The 15,942-nt window shown below is 61.7% G+C and carries 16 protein-coding genes; 10 read left to right on the top strand and 6 right to left on the bottom strand.

The genetic code is table 11. The features are described 5' to 3' along the window. The first annotated feature begins 28 nt into the window (after window positions 1-28). Window positions 29-2,566: a DNA ligase D gene (ligD, locus tag OQ248_RS28760; protein WP_265815004.1), complete on the top strand. Its 2,538-nt coding sequence runs from the start codon at window positions 29-31 to the stop codon at window positions 2,564-2,566. Here the strand turns inward: ligD and OQ248_RS28755 are convergent, their stop codons facing one another. Together OQ248_RS28755 and OQ248_RS28750 are read right to left on the bottom strand one after the other, a co-directional pair. Then, window positions 2,567-2,968, bottom strand: coding sequence for a hypothetical protein (locus OQ248_RS28755; protein WP_265815003.1), 402 nt, complete (start codon window positions 2,966-2,968; stop codon window positions 2,567-2,569). 114 nt (window positions 2,969-3,082) lie between these two features. Then, window positions 3,083-3,397: a DUF2388 domain-containing protein gene (locus tag OQ248_RS28750; RefSeq protein ID WP_114882220.1), complete on the bottom strand. Its 315-nt coding sequence runs from the start codon at window positions 3,395-3,397 to the stop codon at window positions 3,083-3,085. A gap of 247 nt (window positions 3,398-3,644) precedes the next feature. Between OQ248_RS28750 and OQ248_RS28745 the strand changes: the two genes are divergently transcribed. Then, window positions 3,645-5,258 carry a methyl-accepting chemotaxis protein gene (locus OQ248_RS28745; protein ID WP_265815002.1) on the top strand — a complete coding sequence of 538 codons (1,614 nt, stop codon included), beginning with the start codon at window positions 3,645-3,647 and terminating at the stop codon, window positions 5,256-5,258. Window positions 5,259-5,728: 470 nt separating this feature from the next. Then, window positions 5,729-7,378 (top strand): malate dehydrogenase (quinone), encoded by a 1,650-nt coding sequence (mqo, locus tag OQ248_RS28740; RefSeq protein ID WP_085708677.1) that lies wholly within the window; start codon window positions 5,729-5,731, stop codon window positions 7,376-7,378. Between the two features lie 67 nt (window positions 7,379-7,445). Here the strand turns inward: mqo and OQ248_RS28735 are convergent, their stop codons facing one another. Further along, entirely contained in the window at window positions 7,446-7,874 is a 429-nt protein-coding gene (locus tag OQ248_RS28735; protein WP_265815000.1) for a nuclear transport factor 2 family protein, read from the bottom strand. 420 nt (window positions 7,875-8,294) lie between these two features. Here OQ248_RS28735 and OQ248_RS28730 point away from each other — a divergent pair, with 420 nt between their 5' ends. From OQ248_RS28730 to OQ248_RS28720, 3 genes are all read left to right on the top strand, one after another. Continuing rightward, on the top strand, window positions 8,295-8,741 hold the full coding sequence (locus tag OQ248_RS28730) for an NUDIX hydrolase (protein ID WP_265814999.1): 447 nt from the start codon (window positions 8,295-8,297) through the stop codon (window positions 8,739-8,741). A 98-nt stretch (window positions 8,742-8,839) separates the two neighbouring features. Continuing rightward, on the top strand, window positions 8,840-10,051 hold the full coding sequence (locus OQ248_RS28725; protein ID WP_265814998.1) for a helix-turn-helix domain-containing protein: 1,212 nt from the start codon (window positions 8,840-8,842) through the stop codon (window positions 10,049-10,051). 31 nt (window positions 10,052-10,082) lie between these two features. Further along, window positions 10,083-10,715, top strand: a complete 633-nt coding sequence (locus tag OQ248_RS28720; protein WP_265814997.1) for a PQQ-binding-like beta-propeller repeat protein — start codon at window positions 10,083-10,085, stop codon at window positions 10,713-10,715. Between the two features lies 1 nt (window position 10,716). Here OQ248_RS28720 and OQ248_RS28715 read toward each other — a convergent pair whose 3' ends face one another. After that, window positions 10,717-11,583 carry a CAP domain-containing protein gene (locus OQ248_RS28715; protein WP_265814996.1) on the bottom strand — a complete coding sequence of 289 codons (867 nt, stop codon included), beginning with the start codon at window positions 11,581-11,583 and terminating at the stop codon, window positions 10,717-10,719. Window positions 11,584-11,723: 140 nt separating this feature from the next. Continuing rightward, window positions 11,724-12,494, bottom strand: coding sequence for an alpha/beta fold hydrolase (locus tag OQ248_RS28710; RefSeq protein WP_265814995.1), 771 nt, complete (start codon window positions 12,492-12,494; stop codon window positions 11,724-11,726). A gap of 112 nt (window positions 12,495-12,606) precedes the next feature. Here OQ248_RS28710 and OQ248_RS28705 point away from each other — a divergent pair, with 112 nt between their 5' ends. Continuing rightward, entirely contained in the window at window positions 12,607-13,551 is a 945-nt protein-coding gene (locus tag OQ248_RS28705) for an aldo/keto reductase (RefSeq protein WP_265814993.1), read from the top strand. A 162-nt stretch (window positions 13,552-13,713) separates the two neighbouring features. Next, complete coding sequence (locus tag OQ248_RS28700; RefSeq protein WP_085708661.1) at window positions 13,714-13,923, top strand: hypothetical protein; 210 nt, start codon at window positions 13,714-13,716, stop codon at window positions 13,921-13,923. Window positions 13,924-13,967: 44 nt separating this feature from the next. Here the strand turns inward: OQ248_RS28700 and OQ248_RS28695 are convergent, their stop codons facing one another. Continuing rightward, the gene (locus OQ248_RS28695) at window positions 13,968-14,240 is read right to left on the bottom strand and encodes a hypothetical protein (protein WP_114882235.1); all 273 of its coding nucleotides are present in this window, start codon (window positions 14,238-14,240) and stop codon (window positions 13,968-13,970) included. 230 nt (window positions 14,241-14,470) lie between these two features. On the opposite strand from OQ248_RS28695, the gene OQ248_RS28690 reads away from it, so the two are divergent. Together OQ248_RS28690 and OQ248_RS28685 are read left to right on the top strand one after the other, a co-directional pair. Further along, complete coding sequence (locus tag OQ248_RS28690; RefSeq protein ID WP_265814991.1) at window positions 14,471-15,535, top strand: hypothetical protein; 1,065 nt, start codon at window positions 14,471-14,473, stop codon at window positions 15,533-15,535. A gap of 18 nt (window positions 15,536-15,553) precedes the next feature. Beyond that, complete coding sequence (locus tag OQ248_RS28685; RefSeq protein ID WP_265814989.1) at window positions 15,554-15,907, top strand: DUF1428 domain-containing protein; 354 nt, start codon at window positions 15,554-15,556, stop codon at window positions 15,905-15,907. The last annotated feature ends 35 nt before the right edge of the window (window positions 15,908-15,942 follow it).

Below are 15,942 nucleotides of genomic sequence, written 5' to 3'. Positions count from 1 at the left end.
ACAGCACCAGACTGCAGCCGGAGCCGCCATGAACAGGAACCTCGACGACTACAACCGCATGCGCGACTTCTCGGCGACCTCGGAACCGGCAGCGGTCAAGCGTCGGGGCAAAAAGGCTGGCACCGATCACGCGCTGCAGTTCTGCATCCAGAAGCATGACGCCTCGCACCTGCATTACGACTTTCGCCTGGAGCTGGACGGCGCGCTCAAGAGCTGGGCGGTGCCCAAGGGGCCGTCGCTGGATCCCAAGGTCAAGCGCCTGGCAGTACATGTCGAGGACCATCCGCTGGATTACGCGACCTTCGAAGGCCATATACCCGAGGGGCATTACGGCGCAGGAGATGTCATCGTCTGGGATCGCGGCGTGTGGATTCCGCTGGAGGATCCGCAGAAGGCCTATGCCAAAGGCAAGCTCAAGTTCGAGCTGCAGGGCGAGAAGCTAAGCGGGGTGTGGAATCTGGTGCGCACCCACATGCCGGGCAAACAGGAACAATGGTTTCTGATCAAGCATCAGGACAGCGCCGCCCGGCCGCAAACCGATTACGACGTGCTGGTCGCCGAGCCGGACAGCGTGCTCAGCGAGCGCACCCTCGTCGACAAACCGAAGCTCGACGCCAGACAGGTCAAACCGCTGAAACAGCCCGCGCGCAAACCCGCCTCGGGCAAGCTTGTCGGTGCGCACAAGGCGCGAATCCCCGCACAGTTGAAACCGCAATTGGCCACGTTGTTGGACAGTGCTCCGGCCGGTGACTGGAGCTACGAAATCAAGTTCGATGGCTACCGGATCATGGCGCGCATCGATCATGACGACGTGCAGTTATTCACCCGTAACGGCCATGACTGGACGCACAAACTGCCGGAGCAGGCCCAGGCACTTGCAGCGCTGGGGCTGGAGTCGGCGTGGCTTGACGGTGAAATGGTGGTCGCCAACGAAAACGGCATTCCGGACTTTCAGGCGCTGCAGAACGCCTTCGACGACAGCCGCAGCAGCGACATCCTTTATTACCTGTTCGACCTGCCTTACCTCAACGGTGTCGACCTGCGCGAAGTCTCGGTGGAAGAGCGGCGCGTGGCGCTGTCCACGATATTGAAGGCGCACAAGAGTCCGTTGCTGCGATTCTCCGAAGCCTTCGACGAAACCCCGGAGGCCTTGCTCAACAGCGCCTGCCAGATGCAAATGGAAGGCTTGATCGGCAAACGTCTCGGCTCGCCCTACGTGTCGCGGCGCAGCAGCGACTGGATCAAGCTCAAGTGCAAGCATCGCCAGGAATTCGTGATCGTCGGTTACACCGATCCGAAGGGATCACGCAGTGCCTTTGGTGCTTTGTTGCTGGGTCTGCACGATCGCGACAGCGGCGAGTTGCGTTATGCCGGCAAGGTCGGCACGGGCTTCAACGAGGCCACCCTGAAAACAGTGCTTGCCCGGCTGAAACCGTTGCGGGCGAAAAAGACTGCGCTGGCCAACCCGCCCAGTGGTTTCGAGGCCAAGGGTGTGCACTGGCTCAAACCGAACCTGCTGGCGGAGGTGGCGTTTGCCGAAATGACCCGGGAAGGTTCGGTGCGCCATGCCGTGTTCCATGGTCTGCGCGATGACAAACCGGCCAAGGACATCACCGAGGAGCGCGCCAAACCCATGAAGACTTTAAAGGCTCAAGCTACCGCGCCGTCCCAAGCCGGCCTGGCCGACGGCAAGGTGCGCATCACTCACCCGGACCGGGTGATCGACGCCAGCAGCGGCACCACCAAGAGGCAACTGGCCGAGTATTACGCCAGCGTCGCCGAATGGATCCTGCCGCAGCTCAAGGATCGCCCCGTGGCGCTGGTGCGGGCCCCGGATGGTATCGCTGGCGAATTGTTCTTCCAGAAAAACGCCGAACACCTGGCGATTCCCGGCATCCGCACGCTGGACAAAGAACTGACCGGCCAACCGATGATGCTGATCAACAACGCCGAGTCGCTGATCGGTGCGGTGCAGATGAGCACCGTCGAACTGCACACCTGGAATGCCACCACGGTGGATCTGGAAAAACCCGACCGCTTCGTTCTCGACCTCGACCCGGATCCGGCGCTGCCCTGGAAAAGCATGGTCGAAGCCACCGCCCTGACCCTGACCGTGCTGGATGAACTCGGTTTGCGGGCATTCCTCAAGACCAGCGGCGGCAAGGGCATTCATCTGGTGGTGCCGCTGATTCGCAAGCACAGTTGGGACGAGGTCAAGGATTTCAGCCATGCGATCGTCAGTCACATGGCCAAACAGTTGCCGGAGCGGTTCTCCGCGGTGTCCGGACCGAAGAATCGCGTGGGGCGGATCTTCATCGATTACCTGCGCAACGGGCTCGGCGCCACCACGATTTGTGCTTACGCCGCGCGGACTCGGGAAGGGCTGCCGGTGTCGGTGCCGTTGTTTGCCGATGAAGTGAAGGCGATCAAGGGCGGCAATCAGTGGAATATTCGTAACGTCCACGAACGTCTGGCGGATGTCGGCGATGAACCCTGGGCGGACATGAAGAAAACCCGCCAGAGCATTACCGCCGAGATGCGCAAACGGGTCGGATTGAATACGTGATCAGGCGTCGCGCAGCAAGTCGTGGGCGTTGAGCAGTTCGAAGGCGATTTCCGGGTGTTTTTCCAGCCCGCGGCGAATGGCGGCCGGGATCGCCTGACGAGTCTTGCGACACATCCCCGGCAGTTCATCGATTTCGATGGCAATGCCACGCATGGTCCGCACTTCGTTGAAGCCCGGCGCGATGGCCATGCGAATCCCCAACTGTTCGAACATCCGCTTTTGCAGGCGTTCGAGGTCAGCCAGGCTGTGCAGGTTTTCCAGGCGTTCGAGCAGGCGCTTTTCCTCCTGCCGCGTGAGCAAGAGAATGCGCAGATCCGCACCGGGCATTTCCAGCAACGGATCGCGCCCGCAGATGCAGGCGCCGGGCGGGCAGGGGGAGCGAAGCGGGGCGGCAATCGTCATGGCCTCCATCATAGAGGCCGTTCGACGGTTTTGCCCATGGTCGCCCGGCTGCCGTCCATCGGCAGAACGCAGAGGTGGCAAATCCGTCAGCCACCGTCGTCGAGCGTGCGGCTGTTATTGCGACAGGCCTTCGTAGTGGACCAGGATCGCATTGGCCAGCTCTTCATCGCTGGCGTTCAAGCCCGGGTTTTCCTGACGAACCTGTTGCAGCGCCGATTCCAGATACGCGCCACGGATGGCACCGCCGCTGGCAACGAATGCGGACAGGTCGTCACGGGCCGGAATCACCATTTTGTGATCCTTGAAGGTGGAATACAGCGACGCGGAAACACCGGCCGAAGTGGCGACATCCCCCGCATCCACGCGGGCGAAGGCCGAACCAAAAGGCAGGCAGAGCACAAGAGACGAAACGAGTAATAAACGACGCATGACGGTGTTCCTCCAGCAGCGTAAAGCGAAAAGGAAGTACCACATAATGTGAGAGGTGCGGCGTGGCTCGGGAGTTCCATGCGCCGGAACAAGTTCTCGGGGCTGCAAACCGATAACTGCCGCACAGAATTCTTCTTTACTGGATGTGACGACATACCTTGAGACGCTCTAACCCGGCGGGTTCGCGGAAATAGGCTTAACTGAAGCGTTGAAAGCGCTGTGCGGCGCGACCAGGGAGGAAATCACCGTGTCGATCAAACTGCGTTTGGTGCTGCTGATCGCGACCAGCCTGCTGACGGCGCTGATCGTGAGCCTGGTCAGTTATGTCGGCAATCAGCGCATGGCGTCGGCAGTCAGTGCCAACGCGGTGAGCATGAGCGCGCTGCGCAATCACATGGAAGCCGACATGATGCACGACGCCCTGCGCGCCGATGTCTACTCGGCCATGTTGGTGGGGCTGGGCAAAAGCACCGGCACGGCGGACGAGGTGCGCAGTTCTGTCGAAGAGCACGCCGGGCATTTTCGCGAGGTGCTGGGCGAGAACCTGAAACTGCCGCTCGACACCACAATCCGGTCTGCACTGGAGCAGATCAAGCCAAGTCTCGACACTTACATCAACGCGGGCGAACGGATTGTCGGGCTGGCGCTGGACAATCCCGACACGGCGCAACGGGAGCTTGGCACCTTCAGCACTGCGTTCAGCCAGCTCGAAGAGCAGATGGCGTCCCTGAGCGAGTTGATTGAAACCAACACCCGACAGACCAGCCAAGGCACCGAAGCCGCGATCCGCAATGCCAACGTCGCCCTCGGCATCGTGCTGATCGCCAGTCTGTTGCTGCTGTTGGTACAGGGGCGCTGGGTGATCCTGAGCATCACCGGCCCGCTGAAAACCGCCAGTCGCATTGCCGAAAGCATCGCTCATGGCAACCTCGGCGAACCGATCGCCGAACCTTCCGGAAAAGACGAGGCCAGCACGCTGATCCGCACCCTGGCGACCATGCAGCGGGATCTGCGGGACATGATCGACGTGGTGCGGCGCAATGCCCATGGTGTCAGCGGCATGAGCGAACAACTGAGCCACGGCTGCCATCGGGTGGCCGACAGCAGCCAGCAACAAAGCACCGCTGCCGGCACCATGGCCGCTGCCGCGAGCCAGATGACCGCCAGCATCGAGGAAATCACCCGCCATGCCGAGCGGGCCCTGAGCATGGCGAATCAGGCCGAGTCACTGGCCAAGAACGGCGGTCAGGTGATTCATCAAGTAGTCAGCGATATGGACGACATCGCCCGCTCCGCCCAGCAGTCGGCGCAGGTGATCCGCACCCTGGATCATGAGTCCGAAGGCATCTTCAATATCATCCAGGTGATCAAGAGCATCGCCGACCAGACCAATCTGCTGGCGCTCAATGCGGCCATCGAAGCGGCCCGGGCCGGTGAACAGGGCAGAGGGTTTGCGGTGGTTGCCGATGAAGTGCGCAGCCTGGCTGCCCGCACCAGCGCCTCGACCCAGGAAATCGCCGCGATGGTCGCGCGCATCCAGAACAGCACCCGCGAAGCGGTCAGCAGCATGGAGGCGGGCGTGGCCCAGGTCGACAAGGGCATGGCCGTCACCGCCGATGTCGAACGCGCCATTCGCGAAATCCTCGACGCCACACTGAACACCACGCAACTGGTCAACGACATCACCCGCACCATCGGCGAACAGAGCCAGGCCAGCAACGAAATCGCCCATCAGGTGGAAATGATCGCCGGCATGTCGGAAGGCAACAGCAAGGTGATCGGCGAGACGGCGAATACGACTGACGAGTTGTCGAGTCTGGCGGGGCGGCTGGCGCAGTCGGTGGATCGATTCCGGTTGTAAGGCGGGCGCCGTCTACCTCATTTGTAACAAGTGCAAGGCCGCAGGCGAGCGGGGAAAGGGCAGTCAAATCGCTGAAAGGCTTCAGCCAGAGGCATTGCCGGGGTCATGTTCGGCGATTGGCCGCCGATAAGTCTCTGGGCGGATAAAGACCATCAAGTCGGGAACAGACGCGCGGGTTTGCCCTGACGTGATATTCTTCGCGCCACTTGGTTTGACCTAATTCAGTCTGGCGCGCTTTTTGGCGGGCCGACCGAACCCCTGTCGCTCAAGTAGCTGAAGCCAATAATGATAAAAAGTCAGTTCAGAAGGGACATATAACTGAGGTCGACGCAGCCTGTCGGCCTTGTGTGCCCACCCGTCAAAATTGAAGTGTGCCGGAACCCGCGACGCTGGCCTGAGTGTCGCGAAAAAAGGGGAACGCATACGCACAACAGCGGCGGGCGGAAGGCGTTTTATCATAGGTGCAACAGATGTTTAAAAAAGTGAACACAGCCTTGCTGGGGCTGGCTTTGGCGATGGGGATGTCTTCCGCCAATGCCGCAGAAGCAAAGAAAGTCGACGTCCTGCTGATCGGCGGCGGCATCATGAGCACCACCCTGGGTGTGTGGATCAATGAGCTGGAACCGAGCTGGTCGATGGAAATGGTCGAGCGCCTCGACGGCGTCGCCCTGGAAAGCTCCAACGGCTGGAACAACGCCGGTACCGGTCACTCCGCCCTGGCCGAGCTGAACTACACCCCGGAAGACGACAAAGGCAACGTAACGATCCCGAAAGCCGTCGAGATCAACGAAGCGTTCCAGGTTTCCCGTCAGTTCTGGGCCTGGCAGGTTCAGCAAGGCGTTCTGAAGAACCCTCGCTCGTTCATCAACACCACTCCGCACATGAGCTTCGTGTGGGGCGATGACAACATCAAGTTCCTGAAAAAACGCTACGAAGCCCTGCAGGCGAGCCCGCTGTTCGCCGGCATGCAGTACTCCGAAGACCCGGCTGTCATTAAGAAGTGGGTTCCGCTGATGATGGAAGGGCGTGACCCGAACCAGAAAATCGCGGCCACCTGGAGCCCGCTGGGTACCGACATGAACTTCGGCGAAATCACCCGCCAGTTCGCCGGTTACCTGCAGACCAAGCCTAACTTCGATCTGAAACTGTCGAGCGAAGTACAGGACATCACCAAGAACGCCGACGGCACCTGGCGCGTCAGCTACAAGAACCTGAAAGACGGCACCAAGACTGAAACCGACGCCAAGTTCGTGTTCATCGGCGCCGGCGGCGGTGCCCTGCATCTGCTGCAGAAGTCCGGTATCGAAGAAGCCAAGGAATACGCTGGCTTCCCGGTAGGCGGCTCGTTCCTGGTGACCGATAACCCGGCCATCGCCGAGCAGCACCTGGCCAAGGCCTACGGTAAAGCGTCGGTTGGCGCGCCGCCGATGTCCGTTCCGCACCTGGACACCCGTGTCCTGGACGGCAAGCGCGTCATCCTGTTTGGCCCGTTCGCAACCTTCAGCACCAAGTTCCTGAAGGAAGGTTCGTACCTGGACCTGCTCACCAGCACCACCACCCACAACATCTGGCCTATGACCAAGGTCGGCATCAAGGAATACCCGCTGGTCGAGTACCTGGCCGGTCAACTGATGCTGTCGGATGAAGACCGCATGAACGCGCTGAAGGAATACTTCCCGAACGCGAAAGCCGAAGACTGGCGCCTGTGGCAAGCCGGCCAGCGCGTGCAGATCATCAAGCGTGATGAAGCCGCTGGCGGCGTGCTGAAACTGGGCACCGAAATCGTTGCTTCGAAAGACGGCTCAATCGCCGGTCTGCTGGGCGCATCCCCAGGCGCATCGACCGCTGCACCGATCATGCTGAGCGTGCTGCAGAAAGTCTTCAAGGACAAGGTCGCTACCCCTGAGTGGCAAGCCAAGCTGCACCAGATCGTTCCAAGCTACGGCACCCAGCTGAACAACGATCCGGCCAAAGTGGCCGAAGAGTGGGCTTACACCGCCAAGATCCTGCAACTGCCAACGCCTCCGGCGATTGGCCAGGCTGCACCTGCGGCGGCACCTGCTTCGGCTGAAAAGCCACAGGCTCCGAAAGAAAGCGCTGCACGTGACATGGCTCTGTAATTCAGACGCCTGACACACGAAGCCCACTGAACCGGTGACGGTCAGTGGGCTTTTTTGTGCCCGGACTTCAGGCTTTGGCGTTGGCCAGATAAGCCCCAAGCCGCCGGCCCATTTCCTCGCCCAGTGCCTGCAACCCGCTCAACGGTCGCACCATCACCTCAAATTCAACAATCTTCCCCTGTTCATCGAAGCGGATCATGTCGATACCTTTCAACTCTTTCGCCCCGACCTTCGCGCTGAATTCCAGCACCACGTTCAAGCCATCCGCCGTCGCCAGTTCGCGGTGGTATTTGAAGTCTTCGAACACGTTGAACACGGTGTTGAGGATCATCGAGACCACCGCTGCGCCGGGGTAAGGCGTGTGGGCCATCGGCGAGCGGAACACGGCTTTGGGATCGAGCAGGTCGGGCAGGGCCTTCAGGTCGCCGGTACGGATCATGTCGTGCCAGCGGTTAAGGGACTCGGCGGCGTTGGGGTGCAGGGTCAGTTCGGACATGGTTTCACTCCTTTATTTTTTGTTGTTCTTTGCGCGGCGCCCATGACTCTAGATCAAAGCGGGGCAATGGAAACCCTCTGTACCGCTCTGAATATCGACACATGCGCGGGCCGAATCCATCTGATCCGCTTTTTCCGGTTGAATCTGCATCTGTAACCGTCTCAGCCATAGGCCCAAAATACCCTTGCCGTTCGGCCATACGCGACGCGCTTCATTCCGAAGCGCCCGGTGCGCCGGACATTCAGTATTCAGGAGGCCTTCATGGCTAAGATGGCGTTTTTCCTCGGCGGCTTTCTCGTGTTGACCATCATGATCGGCGTTCTGGCCACGATCTCTCCGGTCTGACGCGTACCTGACACATCCTCCATGGGGCGTGTGATCTAATGCCGGGCCTTTCATCCAGCAAACGGATTTCACCCCATGGCCGAACAGCGTATTCGCGCACTTGCACTGTGTGTCTTTCAGCACAACGGCAAGATTCTGGTTAACCGGTTTCGCGATCCCGTGGCAGACCAAACCTTCTACCGGCCCATCGGCGGTGGCATCGAGTTTGGTGAAACCAGTCGCGAGGCAATCGTGCGCGAGGTGCAGGAGGAACTGGGTCTTTCCATGAAAGATCTGCGCCTGCTCGGGACACTTGAAAGCCTCTTCGTCTACAACGGCAAACCGGGGCATGAAATGGTTCAGGTGTATGACGCCCGCTTTGACGACGCGCAGGTCTACGAGCAATCGCAGATTGTCGGTCACGAAAGCGACGGTTCGCCGTTTACCGCGAGCTGGCAGGACGCCTCAAGCTTCACCGATCAGTCACCGCTGGTGCCCGTCGGTTTGCAGGCATTGCTCAAGGGCGCCGGCATCCTCGGTTGAGGTAGACGCCGGAACACCATCCTCCAGACAAAAGCGCATTCGGTATTAGACTCCACCCAGGATCGGATACCGGAACGCCTTGCCATGTCGGACTCACCATGGACTCGCTGATCAACGCCGCCGGCCGCGCCCTGGCGGCGGGTGACCCGTTGGCGGCGCTGAATTTCGTGGCTCTGCGTGAAGATCCACCGGCCCTGGCCTTGCGCGGAATCGCCATGGCCCAGCTCGGTGACATGGTGCGGGCCAAGGCATTGCTGCAACGCGCGGTAAAAGCGTTCGGCGCCAACGAGCCCTTGTCCCGGGCGCGCTGCGTGGTGGCCGAGGCGGAAGTGGCGCTGGCGGCGCGGGATCTGGGCTGGCCGGTGAAGGCGCTGGAGGCGGCGCGGCAGGTCTTGCAGGATCACGGTGACCGGCTCAATGCAGCGCACGCGCGTTATCTGCAGATTCGTCGGTTGTTGTTGATCGGGCAGTTGAATGAGGCTGACGCGCTGCTCGATGAACAGGACCCAGCACCGTTACCCCCGGCCTTGCGCGCCGCCCATGAACTGATGTCAGCCGGGATCGCGCTGCGGCGAGTGCAGGCGCACAAGGCGCAATCGGCGCTGGAGCGTGCGCAACGGGCGGCGCGGCTGGCCAGCATTCCGGCGCTGCTGGCGGAGATCGAGCACACCCGGCAAACCCTCGACGCTCCCGCCGCCCGTTTGCGCATTGCCGGTGACGTGAAAACGGTGACGCTCGCACAGGTCGAAGCCTTGTTTGCGTCTGCGACGCTGGTGGTGGATGCCTGTCGCTACAGCATGCGCGGTGCCGGCATGACGGTGGCACTGGCAACCCGACCGGTGTTGTTCAATCTGCTACAACTGCTCGCAGAAGCCTGGCCCGGGGATGTTCCCCGAGAGACGCTGATCGCCAGGGCCTTTCGTTTGAAACTCGATGATGAATCCCACCGCGTCCGATTGCGGGTCGAGATCGGCCGGCTGCGCGCCGCACTGAAGCCGTTGGCCGGAATCACTGCGACTTCCCGTGGCTATGCGCTGGTCGCGCAAGAGGTGGCGCTCCTGACGTTACCCCTCGAAGACAAGCACGCGGCACTGCTGGCCCTGCTTGCCGACGGCGAGGCGTGGTCGAGTTCGGCACTGGCGCTTGCGCTGGGCAGCAGTCAGCGCCAGATACAACGGGCGCTGGAAACCCTGGCCGCGCAAGGCAAGGCCCAGGCATTCGGTGTCGGCCGTGCGCGACGCTGGCTGACTCCGCCGGTGCCGGGTTTCGCGACGATCTTGTTACTCCCGGTGTCGTTGCGCAATGGCTAGGCTGGACTCACCACTCAACGAGGCAACCGAAATGAAACAGGCAAACGCAGAAATCCTTCGTGAATACGGCCCGTTCGAAGGCATCCACGGCGTCCATGGTGTGACCTTCGACGGCCAGCAGGTCTGGTTCGCCAGCGACGGCCAGCTCAATGCGCTGGACCCGGCCAGCGGCGAAACCGTGCGCACGATCAAGATCGGGGCCGATGGCGGCACGGCATTCGACGGCAAGCATCTGTATCAGATTGCCGACCGGCGTATCCACAAGATCGATCCGGCCACCGGCAAAGTGCTCCAAACCATCGCAGCTCCCGGCGGCGGTGGCGACTCGGGCATGGCCTGGGCCGAGGGCACGCTGTGGGTCGGCCAGTATCGCGAGCGCAAGATCCATCAGATCGACCCGGAAACCGGCAAGATCCTCCGCACGCTGGAGTCAAACCGTTTTGTCACCGGCGTGACCTGGGTTGACGGGGCGCTGTGGCATGGGACGTGGGAGGGCGATGAAAGCGAGATCCGGCGTGTCGATCCGGGCAACGGCGAGGTGTTGGAAAGCCTCGCGTTGCCCAGCGGCATCGGCGTCTCGGGACTGGAGGCCGATGGCGGTGAACGCTTCTACTGTGGCGGCGGGGATACCAGCAGCGTACGGGCGGTGCGCCGGCCGAAGTGAGTCAGGGCGCGCCGAACAGCATCGTCCAGTACACACCGTTGTCACTGCGGGCATCACTGGCAAAACCGGCGCCGACCTGAGTGAACATCGGGTTCATCAGGTTGGCGCAGTGCCCGGGGCTGGCGAGCCAGCCGGCCATCGCGCTGCCGGGAGAACTTTGCCCGGCGGCGATGTTCTCGCCGATTTGCCGTCCGCGGTAGCCGGCGGCGTGGGCACGGTCGGCCGGCATGTCGCCGTCCGGGTCCTGGTGAGCGAAGTAGTTGCCGTAAGCCATGGCCTTGCTGTGGCCCTGGGCGGCGGCGCCGAGGGACGGGTTCCAGCTCAAGGGGCGGGCGGCGGCAAAGCGTTGACGCCCGCACATCCGGGGCCGGGCGCGGGCAGCGTTGACTTGCGCCAGCAGGGCCTTGCCGACGCTGCGGTTGTCGCCCATGCGACTGTCGATCACCGGCCGCGCCAACACCACTTGCCATTCACTGCGGGCACGGCTGATGCCGATGTCGGCGTACTGCGCGTCGATCAGTGCGCTGCAATGTTCGTCCTGCAATTGATCGAACGCCTCTTCGGCATCCTCGGCCCCGACAATGCGGATGCTGCGCACGGCCACCGCCGCATAACCGGAAGACTTCAACTGCTCGCGCAACCCGCCGCCATAGCCATAACCGATGGGCAACGCAATGTTCTGCTTGAGCGCCAGCGGCGCCAGGCGTTGTGCTGCACGCCGGTCACAGCGTTGCGGATGGGCGCGCAGGTCATTGATGGCGGCCGCCAGTTGCCGTTCCGCGCCGGCATGGGCAGAGGGGGCAAGCAGTGGAGAGAGGATCAACAGGCACAGCGATACGAAGCGAGACGAACGAACGGCGTGGCGCATGGGACGCAGGACTCTGAAAAAAGACAGCGCTGACAGGGAGTTAACCGCGAATGCGGCGCGAGTAGGACTGGCCTTTCTGCACTTGGTTCACGGGGCGCCCATGGCTTTGTCCGGAGGCCGACGAACTGCGCAGTGGCCGCTCACCGGTTCAACACTTCCTTCATCCATTGCAGGTATTGCGGGCGTTCGGAAATCGAATTGTGCGTCGCCTCCGGCACCACTTTAAGGGTCGCCACGCCGTCCGGGAAATTGCGCAGCAGACGTTCGCTGCTGCCCCGAGGCACCACCTCGTCATCGCTCGCCGCCAGCAGCAGGGTCGGCGCGCGGATATGCTCGGCGTATTTGCCCGATTCGTAACGCTCCTTGAGCAGCCATTTCACCGGCACCCACGGGTAATGCCGGACGGCGAGCTCCTGAAGGCTGTTGAAGGGCGTGACCAGAATCAGCCGGGTCACCGGCCGCTGACTGGCCAGCCGCACCGCGACGCCGGAACCGAGGCTGCGCCCGATCAGGGCAATCTGCGGATGCCTGGAAAACACCTGATCGAACAACCCCAGGGCGTCCCGGGCAATTGCCTCTTCGGACGGCGAACCGCCGCTGCCGCCAAAACCGCGATAGTGCAGCAGGTAGATCGCGTAGTCGGGGAAGGCCTCGGCAAACGCCGGCAGATTGCGCGAGACGTCTTCGGCATTGCCGCCAAAATAGATCAACGCCCGCGCTCCGGAATGCTCGCGGACACTGACGCGAATGTCCGCATCGGGCATGGTCAGGGTCATCCGCGATTCCGCCGAATCCACTGAGCCCGCCTGCGGAAAATAGATCAGCGAGCGCTGAAACACGAACAGCGCTGCACACAGGATCAGGTACAGGGCCAGCAGCAAAGCGACGAGTGACATCAGGATTCTGGACATTCGACTAACTTTAACGGGGCGTGAGGGTTCGCCAATGCAGTGTAGTTGAGCCTTCCCCGGTGACCGCCGCCGCACACAAGGTGCAACAGATCCACCCGACAGAGAAGCCAGCATGAGCCACACTGAGGGCTATTCCCGCCGCCGTCTGCTCGAGCTGGCAGCGGGGATAACGACCGTTTTCACGTTTGACCGGGCGTTGGCTGCCGCCACGTCGTCGAGTGCCCCAGGAGGCCAGACCATGCAGACCCGCGCCATTCCTTCCAGCTCCGAGCTGCTGCCGTTGGTAGGGCTGGGCACCTATCGCGGCTTCGACGTCGCGCCCGGCGAACCGGCTTATAAACAATTGCCGGCGGTGCTCGACGAGCTGTTCAGAAAGGGCGGCACGCTGATCGACAGTTCACCGATGTATGGCCGCGCCGAAGAAACCACCGGCGAGCTGTTGTCGATTCACGAACCCCGTTCACCGGCGTTTCTGGCCACCAAGGTGTGGACCCGCGGGCGCGAGGAGGGCATCGCGCAGATGGAAAACTCCTTTCGCCTGCTGCGCACCGATCGCATCGACCTGATGCAGATCCATAACCTGCTGGACTGGCAAACTCATCTGCCGACCTTGCGCGAATGGAAGGAGCAGGGCCGCATCCGCTACATCGGCATCACCCATTACACGCCCTCGGCCTACGACGAAGTGGAAGCCGTGTTGAAGGCCGAACCGCTCGACTTCCTGCAAATCAATTACGCCCTCGATGACCGTGGCGTGGAAAAACGCATCCTGCCGTTGTGCCGCGAACGTGGGGTGGCGGTGATCTGCAATCGGCCGTTTGGCGGTGGCGGGTTGCTGACCCGGCTCAAGGGCAAACCCCTGCCGGGCTGGGTATCGGACGTGCAGGTCAATAGCTGGCCGCAACTGGCGCTGAAGTTTTTGCTCTCGAACACGGCGGTGACTTGCGTAATCCCCGGCACCGGCAATCCACGTTACATGGCCGACAATGCCGGCGCCGGGTTCGGGCCGATGCTGACGGATGCGCAGCGGCAGCAGTTGATTGCCTTGGTGAGTTAGCCGTCTCCAGGTCATTTGCAGTGGTTCTTACGGGACAGACCGGACGATGAACGGTCGTCGGTGTTCAGTGAATCATCGTTCTTTTCCCCGGTCGTATCAGTGGCTGCGCGCACTGCGCTGACCACTTCCGTCGTCAAGACCTTGGTTTTAGGGAAAATCTGAATGATGCGTGCAACAAGCCTGTTGCTGACAGTTTCTGCCGCCGTATTGCTGGGCGGTTGTGTGGCGGACTTTGATGATGACTACCGCCATGGCCGGCATTACGACCGTGACCATGGCCGTTATTACGACCATGACCGGCGTTGGGATGATCGCGACTATGACCGTCGCGACGGGCGTCGCTATCATCGCGGCGATAACGACGACCAGTAATGAGCAAAAAAAGGGGCGTTCCCTCACGGGAACGCCCCTTGGCATTAAAAATGAGCGTTCGCCCGGACGCTGGATCGGGCAGGCACGGAGGCCTCGATGTCCAGCAAATGGGTGGCGAGTATGTCGCTCAGAAAACGGAACTGATCGTTGAGGCCCACCACTTCATTGCTGAAGTGATTGCTCGCGGCGGGCATCAGCAGATCTTCGAAATCTTCGTTGAACACCAGCGGCTGTGTCTTCAGCGACACCGGGTGCTGGTCGTAATAGTTGTTGCCGAAGACCGGGAAGCTCACGGCGAGGGTGACGGTATGACTCATGATGTGAACTCCTCGTGGTGTGTGTCTCGGATGGGTGAATCCTGCGCCGGACGCGTCTGATGCGGAAGGCAATCGTCGTAATGGTGATCATCGACGTCAGTGATGGTTGGAACAAAAGCTGAAATCCCGCGCCCGGATCGAGGATCGATACAACCGGACAAACGGCTGAAACCCGCACCTATACTCAAGTCGTTACCTCCAGATCTGACCCACCAAAGGACACCGCCACCGTGAACCTGCGTGCGCTGATCGTCGCCGCACTGATGTTGCTGGCCGGTTGCGCAAGTTCGGCGCGGGGCCCGGCGAGCGCGCCGGCGGTGGTGGTTTCGCCGGCCACCTGGCAGCAGATCGACCGGGATATCGTTGTGGCTTCCCGACAGTCCACCGAACAGGTCAAGGCTTTTGCCCGCGGTTCGATGGAACATTGGCGCATTCGGGTCTATGAGCAAACTGAAGAAAAATTCATCCCGTGGTTCAGCAGCTACTGGACCCAGGAATGGCTGTCGATGAAAGTCAGCTGGTACACCCTCAGTGCCGGGGGCGAGCAGGATGCTTCGTCCAAGCGCCTGGCCGCGTATTTACTGGAGCAATATCAGGAGCGGGTGCTGGTGCCGGTGGCTCAGGAGATCGACCCGGACGCGATCCTCGCCCAGTCCACCGCGTTCTACGCGCAACTGATGGCGCAGCAGATGCCGGTCATCGCCCAGCGCTACGGCGTGCCCGTCGCCCAGCTCAACGGGCACTTGCAGAAAATTCCCGCCATCGCCCTCGGGCCGCCGCCGGCCCGGGATGCCTCGCTGTATCAGGTTGTCAGCACCGAGCCGCTGAACACCTTGCCGGCCTATGCCGCGTTGATCGACAAGATCCACACCGAAGGCGGGGCCAAGGGCATCGCCTCGACCGATGCCGGCATGGCCCCGGTGGCCAAACGCGCCAGCCAGCGCATGGAGGCAGAGATGGCACCCCGGGGCGCGGCCAGTGCGGTGGCGGCGGCGGCCGGCAAACTTGTTGGTGGGGTGATCTCGGTCGGCGTGGCGGGCATCCGCGCCATCCTTCAGGCCAATGATCGCCCGGACAGCGAAGCGCTGATCCGCAGCAGCCTGGGCAACACGTTCGACAAGGCCTGGCTGAAACTGGTGCAGAACCCGACGACCGGCGTGATGGCCGGTACGCTGCACATGGCGGCGCAGGTCGAGGGTAATCTCGGGGGAGGAGAGGAACCGTCGGTCGGATTGGGCGCCACACCTGTCGAATGGCGCCCGCCTGACTCGACTACTCAGCAGATCGATCCCTAAACCCGCAGGAGCACGACCATGGCTTACATCGATGTTTTTGTCGCACCCGTTCCGAACGCCAATCGCGAACAGTACAAAAAACACTGCGAAATCGCCGAGAAGTTGTTCAGGGAATACGGCGCCCTGGAGGTGGTTCAAGGCTGGGGTGATGACGTGCCGGACGGCAAGGTCACCTCGTTTCCGATGGCGGTGAAACTCAAGGAAGGCGAAACCGTGTCGGCCGGCTGGCTGGTCTGGCCGGACAAGGCCACCCGCGACGCCGGCATGGGCAAAATGATGGAAGACCCGCGCATGCAGCCGGACGTCAATCCGATGCCGTTCGATGGAATGCGGATGATTTTCGGCGGCTTCAAGAACATTCTCGAGTCTTGAATTCAAAGCAAATCCCATGTGGGAGCCAGCCTGCT

This window comes from Pseudomonas sp. COW5 (assembly GCF_026240005.1).
Lineage (GTDB): Bacteria > Pseudomonadota > Gammaproteobacteria > Pseudomonadales > Pseudomonadaceae > Aquipseudomonas > Aquipseudomonas kribbensis.
Note: the sequence above shows the minus strand (reverse complement) of the source record. Positions and strands in the feature narration are given on the sequence as shown.